Source organism: Peptoniphilus vaginalis (assembly GCF_900176605.1).
GTDB classification, from domain to species: domain Bacteria; phylum Bacillota; class Clostridia; order Tissierellales; family Peptoniphilaceae; genus Peptoniphilus_A; species Peptoniphilus_A vaginalis.
The window spans coordinates 507,896-522,506 of sequence record NZ_FXLP01000004.1; the positions used below are offsets into that span (position 1 = coordinate 507,896).

General features: G+C 34.8%; 8 protein-coding genes. 7 read left to right on the forward strand and 1 reads right to left on the reverse strand.

The features are described from left to right. Positions 1-592: 592 nt before the first annotated feature. Positions 593-7,129, forward strand: coding sequence for a S8 family serine peptidase (locus CAN42_RS03760; protein ID WP_085875600.1), 6,537 nt, complete (start codon positions 593-595; stop codon positions 7,127-7,129). Between the two features lie 478 nt (positions 7,130-7,607). Here the strand turns inward: CAN42_RS03760 and CAN42_RS03765 are convergent, their stop codons facing one another. Further along, positions 7,608-9,038 (reverse strand): hypothetical protein, encoded by a 1,431-nt coding sequence (locus tag CAN42_RS03765; RefSeq protein WP_085875601.1) that lies wholly within the window; start codon positions 9,036-9,038, stop codon positions 7,608-7,610. Positions 9,039-9,208: 170 nt separating this feature from the next. Here CAN42_RS03765 and CAN42_RS03770 point away from each other — a divergent pair, with 170 nt between their 5' ends. The 6 genes from CAN42_RS03770 to CAN42_RS03795 are packed head-to-tail and all read left to right on the forward strand — an operon-like array spanning position 9,209 to position 14,591. Continuing rightward, positions 9,209-10,621, forward strand: a complete 1,413-nt coding sequence (locus tag CAN42_RS03770) for an FAD-binding oxidoreductase (protein WP_062571973.1) — start codon at positions 9,209-9,211, stop codon at positions 10,619-10,621. Positions 10,622-10,640: 19 nt separating this feature from the next. Next, positions 10,641-11,777, forward strand: a complete 1,137-nt coding sequence (locus CAN42_RS03775; RefSeq protein ID WP_085875602.1) for an acyl-CoA dehydrogenase family protein — start codon at positions 10,641-10,643, stop codon at positions 11,775-11,777. A gap of 10 nt (positions 11,778-11,787) precedes the next feature. Next, complete coding sequence (locus CAN42_RS03780) at positions 11,788-12,558, forward strand: electron transfer flavoprotein subunit beta/FixA family protein (protein WP_085875603.1); 771 nt, start codon at positions 11,788-11,790, stop codon at positions 12,556-12,558. 12 nt (positions 12,559-12,570) lie between these two features. Then, entirely contained in the window at positions 12,571-13,542 is a 972-nt protein-coding gene (locus CAN42_RS03785) for an electron transfer flavoprotein subunit alpha/FixB family protein (RefSeq protein WP_085875604.1), read from the forward strand. Positions 13,543-13,555: 13 nt separating this feature from the next. Further along, positions 13,556-13,906: a CidA/LrgA family protein gene (locus CAN42_RS03790; RefSeq protein WP_062571969.1), complete on the forward strand. Its 351-nt coding sequence runs from the start codon at positions 13,556-13,558 to the stop codon at positions 13,904-13,906. Beyond that, positions 13,899-14,591 (forward strand): LrgB family protein, encoded by a 693-nt coding sequence (locus tag CAN42_RS03795; protein WP_085875605.1) that lies wholly within the window; start codon positions 13,899-13,901, stop codon positions 14,589-14,591. Before CAN42_RS03790 ends, CAN42_RS03795 begins: the two co-directional genes overlap by 8 nt. The last annotated feature ends 20 nt before the right edge of the window (positions 14,592-14,611 follow it).

Sequence of the window (14,611 nt, forward strand, 5' to 3'; positions counted from 1 at the left end):
TTGGACGAGTTTATAAACTTTTGTAACTTAGTAAATTGTTATGGACTTATAAAAAAGATAGGACCTCCTAGATATTTATAAAGTTTTTGCTTTAAAGGAGTCTACCTTTGTAATTAGTATATATCAAAAGGCCTTCACTTTGTAGAAGCAATCTATTTACTAGGGACTTTTTTATATTTTTTCTTTGACTTACATATACTTGGCTTGTAAGTCTTATAAATGATTTTTATTTAGGGCATAAGAAAAAGCTATGACTTACTCATAGCTTTTCTTAGTATATTTTCGATTTTGCTTAGTTAATTTTTATCGCTTTCAAATTTGATTTATTGTTTTTATTTTGTTTTTTATTAGGCCTTGATTTATAAAAATTACCGTAAAATCCTAAAAAAGCATTAATAATTTTAAAAGGAATTAGATTGGCATATTTAAGCCTTTTATTCAAGGGAAAAGTCAGTAATATTTTTAATTTTTCTAATGGTGATATCAATTGATAAAATATTGTATTTTTGTATTTAAATTCAAAAAATAATTTGTTAAACTATAAAAAGTTATCATTAATGATAAGTATTATTGTTAAAAATTTGGAGGTAATATGAATAAAAATTTAAAAATATATTCTTCGCTAGGTTTATCTTTAATTTTTGTAATGAGTTCTTTTAATGGAGTTTTTGCTGAAGGCAATAATATTAACAAGCCTTTAAGTGAGACTGAGAGACTTGTTATAAGTCAAAAGGAAAAGAATTCCAATAAAAGTAAAATTCTTGAAGATTTTGAAAAAGATGAAGCTTGCGTAAAGGTTAAGAGGGAAAAGGTAGTTTACTTTGTAGAATTTGATAATGTAGCTAACAAGGCCCAAGTTATAAATAGCTTAAAAGAGATTAAGGATGTAAAAGTTCTTTATGAATACAATATTTTGTTCCAGGCTGTTTCCGTTGAAGCTTACCCTGAAGAGCTTGACAAGTTAAAAAGCATTAAGGGCGTAAAAGATGTTGAAAGGGCTGGCAAGTTAGTTCCTCTTATGGAAAATGCGAGAAAACTTGTTGGCGTCGACAGGGCAAGCGACTATCTAAAAAGTTTAAATGCAATTAATGCAAATCTTGGCAAGAACTATGATGGTAGAGGGATGATTATTGCCAACATTGATACGGGTATGGATGCAAGTCATAAGGCTATGCGTATTGATGATGATGCTAAGAATTCTCTAAAGTTAAAAAAGGATGATCTAAAGGGTTCTGATAAGGAGTTTTGGCTTTCTGATAAGGTACCACATTCTTTTAATTACTTAAATGGTGGCAAGATAACAACAGAGAAGTATGATGATGGTTCAGATTATCATGACCCACATGGCATGCACATTGCTGGGATTTTGGCTGCTAATGATACTGATGAAGATATTAAGGCCCATAAGGGAATAAGAGGTATCGCTCCTAATGCTCAACTTTTTTCTTATAAGATGTATTCAGATGCAAGCGATGGATTTGCTGGTGATGAGACTATGTTTCACGCCTTTGAAGACTGTATAAAACATGATGTTGATGTTATTTCTGTTTCTTCTGGATTCACAGGAACTGGTTTGGCTGGAGAAAAGTACTGGCAAGCCATTAGATCTTTGAGGAAGGCTGGAATTCCTATATGTGTAGCGACAGGTAATTATGCAACTTCATCTTCTAGCTCGTCATGGGACAGGTATGCAAATAATTCTCTTAAGATGACTGATACTGGTAATGTTACTAGGACGGCAGCACATGAAGATGCTATTGCTGTTGCTTCTTCTAGAAATACAAAAATCGAATATGAAGGCGTAAATATTGGAGGCAAGGATTTTAGGTATTCACAAATTGGTGCCTTCTTCGATAAGAGAAATTTCAAACAAGATAAGTACAAGTTCATATATTTGGGACAATGCCAAGATGAAGATATTGCTGGTAAGGATTTAAAAGATAAGATTGTTGTAATGGATAGGATTTATACCAAGGACTTAAAATACTCATTTAAAAAGGTATTTGATAAGGGAGCAAGGGGTGTAGTTGTAGTTAATACTGTGTCCTATTACAACAGAGATGATTGGGAAAATATTCCTGCCATGGGATATGAAGAAGATGAAAATACAAGAGTTCCTGTATTTTCAGTATCAGGTATGGATGGTAAGTTAATCTGGGATATGATTTGCGGCAGAACTCCTGATGAAAAAGAAGATTTCAAGGCAAAGAACTCTGACTATAGAATTGATATGGAGAAGTATAATTCTAAAAAACCTAAGGTTGGAGAGGAAAAAGAGCTTAGTATAAAATTCTTAGATCATAAGATTACCTGGGAAGATACTAATGTGCCAGCTGGTTCCACTTCTTGGGGTCCTAGAATAGACTTGATGTTAAAGCCAGATGTATCTGCTCCAGGTAAGAATATTTATTCAACTTTAAACAAGATAGATGGGGTGGATAATTATCAATATATGTCAGGAACATCTATGGCAGCGCCTGTTGTTTCTGCTTCTACTGTCTTAATTAGGCCAAGGATAAAGGAGCTTGTCAAGGAACCAGTTATTAAGGCAAGGGGAATTGATGTAACTTCTCTTACTAAAATAATGCTTCAGAATACTTCTAGACCAATGATTGATCCAACAACAGATGATGGTAAGGGCAATTATCTATTTGCATCGCCAAGACAACAGGGATCGGGTCTTATTAATGTTGAAAGGGCATTGAAGAGTAATTTAATCATTTCATATAAGGTGGAAGATTCAGTGGGAGAAATGAACTCTTATGGAGCGGTTTCTCTTAAAGAAATAAAGTCTGACAAAAAAGATTTTACTATAAATATAGACAATCCTTCTGACAGGGATATTACTGTTAAAGTTTCTTCGTCAAAGGTAACTACTGATGGAGAAGTTAATAAGAAAAAATTAGATGAACAATATAAGGATGAAAGTAGTAAGGATGGTATCCAAAATATTGCAGAAATTCATCCTAAAGAGGTTAAAGGAGCAAGTATAAGTTTTGCACAAGATGAGATTACAATTCCTGCAAGGGGTTCGTTTAATTTAGGTGCTACTCTTAATGTTGGAGAAGCAAGGGACAAGGATATGTTCGTAGAGGCCTTTATTAATTTTGAATCTAAGGAAGAGAAGGAGAATGTAAAAGATCCACAACCTTCACTTTCAATGCCTGTGATGGGTTTTGCTGGAGATTGGAATAAGGAGCCTATTATAGACAAGTGGGCATGGGAAGATGGTTCTAGATCCAAGGGGATTGTAGGTTATGATGATGAGGGTAATCCAAAAATTCCTGGCACTTTAAACAAGGGCCGTGGTGGTGAACATGGAATAGATTTATTTAAACCAGCTGGTGTAATTCAAAATAGAGAAAATGAAAATAAGACTCTAGACCAGGACCCTGAATTATTTGCTTTTAACAATTCACAAGATTTTACAATGAGTTCCACAGGTGAAAGTAAAATTATTTCTAAAAATGAAATTGATAGGGGGCTTACTCCTAGTCCTTTGATATTAAGATCAGCTTCTGATTGTAAAATTTCCATTGTAAATACTATGGATGAAAAGAATCAAAAAGATCTTAAGGTAATTACAGTGGATCATTTTATAAAGGGGATTTTAAACTCTAAGAGAAGTGACGCTAAGGGGATTAAGTCTTCAAAATTAAAAGTCTATGGAGATTTGAGATGGGACGGATTGATTTATAATCCTCATGCAGAAGATAAGAGTGATTCAAATTATGTGGAAGGAAAATTTGATCCTATTGCAGAGGGCCAATACTATTACAAATTCCAATACAGGCTTTCTCCTAAATATCCTTATCAAGTTTCTTATATTCCTGTAAAAATTGATAGGACTCCACCTAAAATTATTAGCTTAAATGCAGATAATCCTGATGAAATGATCTTAAAGGTTAAGGATACTTACCATGTTCAAAACGATCACAGTAAGACTTTATTCCAAAGGGATCAAGAAAAGAATTCAGGTGATTTTAAAGAAACAAATAACAAGGTTTGGTTTGCAGGCGCTGCCTTTATCAATGAAGATGGAGAAATCGAAGAGAATTTAAAGGTAGTAAATACTGGAAAAGTTGACAAGTATGGTAGCTTTGAGATGGATAAGGAAGGAAATTCTGTTTATAAGATTCTTGGAGCAAATAAAAATCTTCTTGGCAAGACCTTAGAGGTAGCGGCACTTGATGGGGCATCAAACTTCACTAATCTTTATAGGGTTAAGTTTGACAATGAAGTTAAGGATGGTAAACTTGCTTATTATTTGGAAGATGGTAAAAATACTAAGCTTGGGGAAATTGGTGCATCTAAACTTAAAAATGTAGAAAACAAAGATCACGAAGAAAATAAGAATGAAAATAAACTAGAAAAGAATAGTAGAGAAAATATCAGTGAAAAACCTGCAGTAGTCCTTGACGACAACTCTTATGTAAAGCAGCTTTCTGAAGAGGATACAAAGAGAATTATAAAACCAAAAGAAACAGTGACTACCAATGAATTTACTGGAGATACAAGTACTGACTATGATTATGGTGATATAAGTTCAGTAGATAAATATGGTATTCCTTCTAAATATTCTAATGGCGACCCAATGGAGTTTAAGGATAAGGATCTTGCAGCATTAAAGGATATGGGTTATGTTGGGAAAATTGTCCCTGACGAAAGGGGAGGTTTTGACTTAAGTGGATATGTAAAAAATGTATCTCCTGATGCAAAAATTTATTTTAGATCTACAAGAATGATACAGACCAATAAGAGAGAAGAACTAAAGAGGGTTCCTGGTTCTTATGACGAAAAAACTCACTCTTTCAAATTTAATTTATGGGGAAATAAGGATGATGTTGACAACAATAAGGGAACTGACTACAAGGGAGACATTGAATTATATGTAGTAGATGGTAAAGAGAGAAGCGAGAGTATTTTCCTCAGAATGCCAAAGGAAATAAATGATAGTGTAGAGAAAAAGCAAAAGGCAAAACTATTAACTTCACAAAAAAGTATTATTGAACTTGGAAAAGCTGAACTAGGTGGCGAACTTAAAGAGAAAAAGGATGAAAATGGAAAAGTTCATTATGAAGTAAAAGATGAACTTAAAATAAGCAAGGGTTATGGAGTTAGAATCATCTCCAGAAATCCAGGTAAGACAGGCTTAGATGCTAATTATAGGAAAGATTTCATAAATAATAATGAAGATGTAAAGATTGTTGATGCATATATCTGGGGTCTTGATGGCTTTAATGTAATTAGATATGAAATTTACAAGTTAGATGGCAGTGGAGTGCTTAAAGAAGAAAACTTAGTTGAAGAAATGGGCAAGTGTCTTTACATCGATAGGGATGGAGTTCAATTAGACATGGACCAAGATACATTTAATCCTTACACTGATGGAGGAAAAGGGGAACTTTATGTTAGGAAGAGTCCACATACCCTAAGAGGAAGGATTGGAGATAAGGGTGGCTTTAACTGGCACCTTAGAATAAATGAATCAATGGTAGACCAATATTTAATTTATGGTGATTTGAAATCTGATAACTCAAAGGATTTTGAAGTTACATTTGATGTAAGGGACAATGATGTAATGGATTGGTCTGCTAAGGACTATAAATTAAATGGTCCAGAAAAAGAAATTTTATCACAATATAGGATTTATTTAGACATCGTTAAACCAGATATAAAATTATCTAAAAATGAAATTAGTGGAAATGACATTTTGCTTAAATATAAGGACAAAACTTATTATCTTAATATCTCTGACAAGAGAGATGGTGACAAAGTAGGACGTGTAGAAAGCAGTAAAATTTATGTAAATGGTAAAGAATTTGATTCAACTAAAAATTTTGAAGATTATGCCAAAGGTGGAAAAGTTGAAGTAAGAGTAGTAGCCTCAGACTATGCAAAGAATACAAGTGTGAAAATTTACTCTATTGACCTAGATTCAGATACAATTACTGAAGTAGAAAACAAGGAAATAAAAGTAAAGGTTAATGGGGAAGAAGTACCTGTAAAAGAAGGCGAAGATTTTGTACTTCCAGAATTTACTGGGCCTGAAGAAAAGGGTAAAAAATTCATAGGATGGAATGTCGGAGGGGTAAATCAAAAACCTGGACACATCTTTATAGCTCAAGGGGGTATTGAAATCACTCCAAACTTTGAAGAAGTTAGACAAACTACACACAGGGTTGAATTTGAAGCCAATGGTGGAAGTGGAAGGATACCTTATATCAATGTTGGAGATAAGGAAGAAATTAACTTGCCACAAAATACATTCACTTCACCAAGTGGAAAAGTTTTTGATGGATGGATTGTTTCTGGAAATAGAGGTAAGAAGAATCCAGGAGATAAAATTGAGGTTGATTCAGATATAACTATTACAGCTTCTTGGAAAGACATGGACAAGGAAGTGCCACAAGAAGATAATAAACCATCTAATGAAAATAGACCTTCAGATAATAAACCAGCTGATAGTTCTCCTGAAATAGAAAACAACTGGGATAAGGGTATTCTTAGAAGGAGAAGTCATGAAAACACAAGTAAAGTTGTGACAGGATCTAAGGGCAAAAACACAAGTATTTTCTCCTCTTATAATTCAAATCCAAGTTCTATTGAAAATCACTGGGCAAAGAAGGCTATTATGTATGCAGTGGAAAAAAATTATTTCAAAGATATAGCTGACCTAAATAACTTTATGCCAGATAAGAGTCTAACAAGAGCTGAATTTGTAACTATACTTGGCAGGATTGCAAATATAGATGAAAGTAAGTATAAGGACAAGGTCTTTAATGATATTGATGCAAACAAGTATTATTCACCATATATTGATTGGGCTTATAAGAATAAAATAGCAAGTGGATTTGGCGATGGTAAATTTATACCGGACAAGGAACTTTCAAGAGAAGAAATGTGTGCCTTTTTATCAAGATTTAACAAGGTTCATAAGATAAATAATAAAGAAGAAAATATTAAAATTAGCTTCAAAGATAAAAAGAATATTTCAGATTGGGCTAAGGAATCTGTGAGAGAAATGGTTAGACTAGGTCTAATCAAGGGAATGGACGATGGAAAATTCATGCCAAAAGAAAAATTAACAAGGGCACAAATTGCTCAAGTGGTATTTGGGATTAAGTAACAGGTCAAAAATAAAAAGTTTATGAGGCTCGAGAAATCGAGTCTCTTATTTTATTTCTTAGAGGAACAAAATAAACTTGCAAAAGATACGATTATTTAGGAAAGATAATATTTGAAATAGGATATTATTTACAATTACGTAGTAGATTATAAATAAAAAGGGATGTTTTTGTTTTTCTGGAATAAGAAATTTGATCAAGTGATAATAGAGGAACACATATTTTTGACAAGCAAAAATATGTGGGCAGACTTATCAAAATTTCTTATAGAAATTTGATAAGTCTATGCCAAGTAAAAAAGCTATGATTTCTCATAGCTTTTCTTAGTATGTTTTCGATTTTGGTTAGTTAATTTTGGTATATTTTTTTTAAGAGTGATTTGTTTTAGAATTTTTTAAATTCTTTTGATTTTAAATAATGTCTTTTTAATTGATTTCTTGCTTACTAATTATAAATAATTGATAAATTCGTCCCATGAACTTAGTGGGACATTTTTTTGAATACGTGAACGTATTTATGGAAGAGTTTTTCTAACTCGTCGACTTCGTACTTTTGACTGAAGTCTGACTCCATGATTTCTTCCAAGCTGTGGTGGATCTTGTTGTGGATCTTGACGTCTGAAACTATAGATGTGGAAGTGAGTATGCCGTCGTCATTGATCTTCTTGAAGAACATATTGTTATCATTGATGAAGAAGTTGAACTTGTCGAGGCCCATAGCTTGGAGGGGCCTATTGTCTTTTATGATGTAAAAGTTTATGTTTTTGTTCTTCTTCATAATTGAAATGATGTTGTTCAAGTGGACTTGAATCTCTTCAGTGGAAAGCTTGGCCCTTAGGGAGCAGTAGAAAATTTCTCCTGTCTCAAAGTATTTTAAAAGGTCTGTCCTAGTTACCAAGAAGTTGATCTCTGCATCAGCAAAGAGTTCTTCCCAAAGGAGTTTGATGCCCTGGACTTCTGTCTTCTTGAAGTCCTTGTCTTTGTCGATTTCTCTTATTATCCTGTCGATTATGGGGTTGGGTAGAAGAAATTCAAAGCCATAATTGGAGAGGAAGAGGAACTCGTTGTCGGAGTAGAAGTACTTCCTGTAGTTCGACTTTGCCAATTCTTCTTCTTGGGAAAAGACTATTATCTTGTTGAGGTCTTTGAAAAGTCCTGTGATGAAGGAGGAGATTTCAAAGAGGGTGTCAAGTTCTTCGCCATGGGTTAAGATGGAGAAGCCTTCTTCCTGCCTAAGGATAAGGTAGGCAGTTTCTCTTACTAAGATAATGTCGTAGTCAATGCCTGGGTCCTCGTAGAGCTCAATGTTGATGTCTGCGTTGTCAGTTATTATCTTTAGGATGTCTAACTTGTCAAGGTTTTTTTTCTTGCAAAGGAGGTGGAGATTAAATTCCACATCCTTATTTAAATTTTTACCTATTTGTAAGAGGATTTGGGCGGAGTGACTATTGATGTCAAAAGTTGCCCAGATGTCAACTTTTTTCTTTTTCCCAATTATTCTCTCCAAGCTCTCTCTTAGGTCCTTGTCAAGGGAAGAGTTCTTGAAGATTAAGTTTGTATTTGAGACTGTCTCTGGGGGTAGGTCTTGGTTGGAGTCCATGTAAGCTTCGTTTAAGAGTTTGTAGATCAAGACTTCTAGGCCCTTTATTGAATCACCCTTTAAGACATCCTTGTTGTTCATCTTAAAGGCTATGAAGAAGTCCTCCACCTTGTCTTCTTCTATGATGACCTTGGCAAATAGGGAGGATAGTTTTCTATTTATAGTGTAGATGTTCTTAGATGAAGGTAACTTCCTCCCGCTATTCCACTTACTTATGTAGGATATGTCATAACCCAAGCTAAAGGCAACAGTGGATAGTTTTGTATTTGTTAAGTCTATTAAAGTTTTAAAAGCTTGTCTGTATTGCCACATAATATCTCCTCAATCTCTTGTAAATACAAGATAATTATATTAGTAACTTGAATAAAAGTCAAATAATTGAGGAATAATTCAAGATATTTCAAACAGGAAAACAAATTTTTTTAGGTGGTCCATTATATAATATTGATAATAATATTTTTAATGAATTATTGGAGGGAAAAATGGTAAATTATAACGCTGTTACAGATAATGTGATAGAAGAAATTAAAAATGCTGTATCAGGCAAAGTTTATGTTGGGGAAGAGATTAACATCGACTTCTTCCATGATGAAATGCCTATCTATGGCGAAGGACAACCTGAATTAGTTGTTGATGCAACTAATGCTGAAGAAATTGCTAAGGTTGTAAAAATTTGTAACGACAATAAGATTCCTGTTGTTCCAAGAGGTGCAGGTACTGGTCTTACTGGTGCTGGTGTTTCTAGACACGGTGGAGTTATGATTAATATGCAATCAATGAACAAGATTCTTGATTATGATGAAGAAAATATGGTTGTTAAAGTTCAACCTGGCGTTCTATTAAATGACCTTGCTGAGGATTGTCTATCAAGAGGTTATATGTACCCACCTGATCCAGGTGAAAAGTTCGCTACTTTAGGAGGAAACGTAGCAACTAACGCTGGTGGTATGAGAGCTGTTAAGTATGGTACTACTAGAAACTATGTACGTTCAATGGAAGTTGTTACTCCAACTGGTGAAATCACTACTTTTGGTGCAACTGTTTCTAAGACTTCTACTGGTTACTCCCTAAAGGACCTTATGATTGGTTCTGAAGGTACTCTTGGTATTATCACTGAGCTTACTCTTAAGATTATCCCAGCTCCAAAGGAAACAATGTCTTTAATCGTTCCTTACGAAGATCTTGACACTTGTATTTCTACTGTTCCAAAGTTATTTAAGGCTAACTTAAATCCTCAAGCAATTGAGTTCATGGAAAAAGAAATTGTTAATATGTCAGAAATCTACATTGGAAAGTCAACTTTCCCTAAGGAATTAGAAGGAATTGATATTGGCGCTTACCTTCTTATCACTTTTGATGATGAAGATGAAGATGCACTTAACGATATTGTTGAACAAGCTGCTGAAGTTCTTATGGAAGCTGGAGCAATTGACATCCTAGTTGCTGACACTCCAAATAAGATGAAGGAAGCTTGGGCTGCTAGATCTTCTTTCCTAGAAGCTATTGAATCTCAAACTAAACTTCTTGACGAATGTGACGTTGTAGTACCTATTAACATGATTGCTAAGTATGTTCATTATGTTAACGAAAGAGCTAAGGACTTCCCATTTGAAGTTAAGTCTTTCGGTCACGCTGGTGATGGTAACTTACACATTTACACTTGCTCAAACGATATGGAAAAAGAAGAATTCATTAAGCAAGTTGATGTATTTATGAATGACATCTACAAGAAGGCTTATGAATTTGGCGGACAAATTTCTGGTGAACACGGAATCGGATTTGGTAAAAAGACATTCCTACACGAATTTGAAGGCGCAGTTAACACTGAGTTAATGAGAGGAATTAAGAGAGTATTCGATCCAAACTTAATTCTTAACCCAGATAAAGTTGTTTAATAGAAGGAGATTTTAATAAATGTCATATTTAATTTCAGAAGAAGCACAGGACTTACTTTTAGATATTAGAAATTTTTGCGAAAAAGAAGTTATAGAAGTTTGTAAAGAAGCAGATAGAACTGGCGAATTTCCAACAGAACTTTATGAAAAGGCAAAGGAACAAGGTTACTTTGCCCTTGAAGTTCCTGAAGAACTAGGTGGACCTGGTCTTTCTAGGGTTGATGTTGCTGCCCTATTCGAAGAAATGGCTAAGGCTGATGCTGGTTTTGCAACTACTATCTCTGCTTCAGGTCTTGGTATGAAACCAGTTCTTATTGCTGGAAACCAAGAACAAAAAGAATATATTGCTGACGTAACACTTGAAGGCGGACTTGGTGCTTTCTGTCTAACTGAACCAGGTGCTGGTTCAGATGCTAGTGCAGGAACAACTACTGCTGTTAAGGACGGCGACGAATACGTATTAAACGGAAGAAAGTGCTTCATCACTAATGGTGCAGTTGCTTCTTACTACTGTATTACTGCAGCTACAGACAAGTCTCAAGGTGTTAGGGGTCTTTCAATGTTCCTAGTACCTGCTGGTACTCCTGGACTAAGTGCTGGTAAGGAAGAAGACAAGATGGGAATTAGAACTTCAAACACAACTGACGTTGTTCTTGAAGATTGTAGAATTCCTGCAAAGAATCTTATCGGACAAGAAGGACAAGGCTTCTCAATAGCAATGAAGACTCTTGACCAAGCTAGAGCATGGATGGGTTGTATTGCTGTTGGTATTGCTCAAAGAGGAATCAACGAAGCTAAGAAATATACAACTGAAAGAATTCAATTTGGCAAACAAATTAACAAGAACCAAGCTATCCAATTTAAATTAGCTGATATGGACATTCAAACAGAAGTTGCAAGACAAATGGTTGCTAACGCTCTTACTAGAATGGACTTGGGACTAACTTACAATAGAGAATCTGCAATTGCTAAGTGCTTTGCTTCTGATATAGCTATGAAAGTTGCTGAAGATGCTATCCAATTATTTGGTGGATATGGATACTCAAGAGAATATCCTGTTGAAAAGCTTCTAAGAGATGCTAAGATCTTCCAAATCTTTGAAGGTACTAACGAAGTTTTAAGAATAGTTGTTGCTAATAATTTATTGAGAGGTTAAGGATTAAATAATGAATATTCTAGTATTTATAAAAGAAGTGCCTGATGACTCAGTAGCAGTTTCTGTCCAAGGGGACAGAGCTGCTATCTCTGATATCACACCTGTTGTTAATGCTTTCGATACTTACTCCCTTGAAATGGCTGTAAGACTTAAGGAAGCTAATGAAGAAAGTCAAGTAGTTGTAGTTTCTATAGGAAATGAAGAGGTTAAAAACTCTCTTAAAAACTGTCTAGCAGTTGGTGCTGACAAGGCTTACTTAGTTAAGAATGACGATTATAGAAAGCTTGATGCTAAAGCTATAAGTGAAATTCTTATGGGAACAAGAGAAAAATTAGAAGCAGAACTTGGTGCTTTTGATGTAATTTGCTTCGGTAAAGAAACTACAGATGCAGAAGCTTCACAAGTTGGAGTTTACTTTGCAAACAAGTCTGAACTTGGTGTTGTTACATCTGTTATCGCAATGGAAAAAGATGGGGACAAGCTTGTTACTAAACAAGAAATTGATGGCGGTTATAGACAAGTTGAAACACTACTTCCATCTGTTGTAACAATTGCAAAACCAGACTATGAACCAAGATACCCTACTATAAAATCTAAGATGGCTGCAAGAAGGCAAAAGATTGATGACTTTGAAGTAGAAGCAACTTCTAGCCCAATACTTGAAGAAGTTAAGGACTTCGAACCTAAGAAGAGGGAAGCTGGAGTTAAGATCCAAGAAGAAGAAGTTGAAGATACTGTAGCAAAGGCTATTAGCCTAATGTTAGAACAAAAGGTTTTATAATAGGAGGAAAAGATGAAAAATATATTAACTTATATAGAAATTAAAGATGCTGCTCCTATTAAACTTAGTTTAGAATCTCTTTCTAAGGCAAGTGAACTTGCGAGTGATAAGGGCGGCAAGTCTATTGCTCTTATTGCTTTTGAACTTGCTGATGGAGAATTAGCTAAATTAAAGGCTGCTGGAGCAGTAGAAATTGTACTTGTAAAAAGAGAAGCTTATAATATGGAAGACTTCGCAAACATTATTGTTGAAGTTTCTAAAAAATATGATTGTGAAGACATATTTATCCCAGGGACTCTTGACGGCAAGGACCTAGCTCCGTACGCTGCTGCAAGTCTTGACACAGTTTCTATTACTAACGTAATGGACATCAAGTTTGAAGGTGATGATGTTATTTATGTAACACCTTCTTACGGTGCAACTGTTTTAACTGAATCAAAAATTATGAAGGCTCCAAGAATTGCTGTTGTAAGAGCAGGATCCTTTGACAAGAGAGACGACCTTAATGGCGCAGGAAATCTTGTAGAAGAAAATATTGATGAAGTTAAGGACCTAAAGGCTGTTATCAAGGATATTGTTACTTCTAACGAAGGACTTATTAACCTTGAAGATGCTCCAATCATTGTAACTTGTGGTAGAGGTGCATCAACTGATGAAATCTTCCCACTTGTTAAAGAACTAGCTGACGTATTTGGCGCTCCAATTTCTGGAACAAGACCTGTAATTGATGATGGTGTGCTTCCAAAGGCTTCACAAATTGGTCAATCAGGTAAGATTGTTGCTCCAGCTCTATACATCGGTTGTGGTGTAAGTGGTGCAGTACAACACCTTTCTGGTATTGAAAACTCAAACTTTATTGTAGCTATTAACAAGGACGAAGACGCTCCTATCTTTAACATAGCTGATATTGGAATTGTTGGAGATTGTAAGCAAGTTCTTCCATTATTTATTGAAGAAGTGAAAAAAATAAAGGCTAACGCTTAATAGGTGGTGACCTGTGAATTATTTAAAGGAATTTGTCATACTCTGTGTATGTCTGATGCTTGGAGTAGCGACAAGACACTTAATAAACTTCCCAATACCTGAGGCAGTTTATGGGATGATCTATCTCTTTATTGCCTTTGCAGTGGGACTTATTGAGCCAGATGATGTTAAGAAAACTTCAAATGGTATCCTTCAAAATCTAGCTATTCTTTTTGTGCCAGCAGGTGTTGGCATTATAAATAGCTATGATGAAATCAAGGGCAAGGCAGGCCTACTTGTGGGACTTGTTATAATTGGTACTGCAATAACAATGGGCCTAACTGGTAAGATTATTGAATTGCTACAAAGGAGGAAAGATGTTTAGTAATAAATATTTTGGTATCATCCTTACTTTTGCAACTTTTGAAATTGGTAAGATGATCAACAAGAAACTAAAGACTCCTTTGGCAAACCCTCTTTTAATATCCATTGCCCTATGTATATTATTTTTAAAGGTAACTGGTATTTCCTATGAAGATTACAAGCAAGGTGGGGACTTCATTATGTTCTTTATCGCACCTGCTACAGTTGCCATGGTAGTTGATTTGTACGAAAACCTTCCAGAACTTAAGAAAAATTTAATCCCAATTTTATCTGGAACAATTTTAGGTTCTGCTATTGCTGTCTTATTTGTTGTTTTCGTTTCAAGCTTCTTAGGCATTGACGAAAATCTTGTGGTATCCGCAACTCCACAATCAATCACAACAGCAATTGCAATTTCTCTTTCTGAAGAGTATGGAGGAGCCTCAGCTATAACTGCAGTTCTTGTAGTTATAAGAGGAGTTACTGGAGCAGTAATCGCTCCACTTATTATGAAACTCTTTAGGATCAAGGACCCAACTGCACAAGGAGTTGCCATTGGTACTTCTTCCCATGCTGTTGGTACTTCTGAAGCGAGAAAGCTTGGAGAAATCCAAGGAGCTATGAGTGGACTTTCTATCGCAGTGGCAGGTCTTGTGACTGTAATCCTAATGCCAGTTGCAATGAAAGTTATAGAAATGTTATTTTAATTAATATAAATATAAGTAAA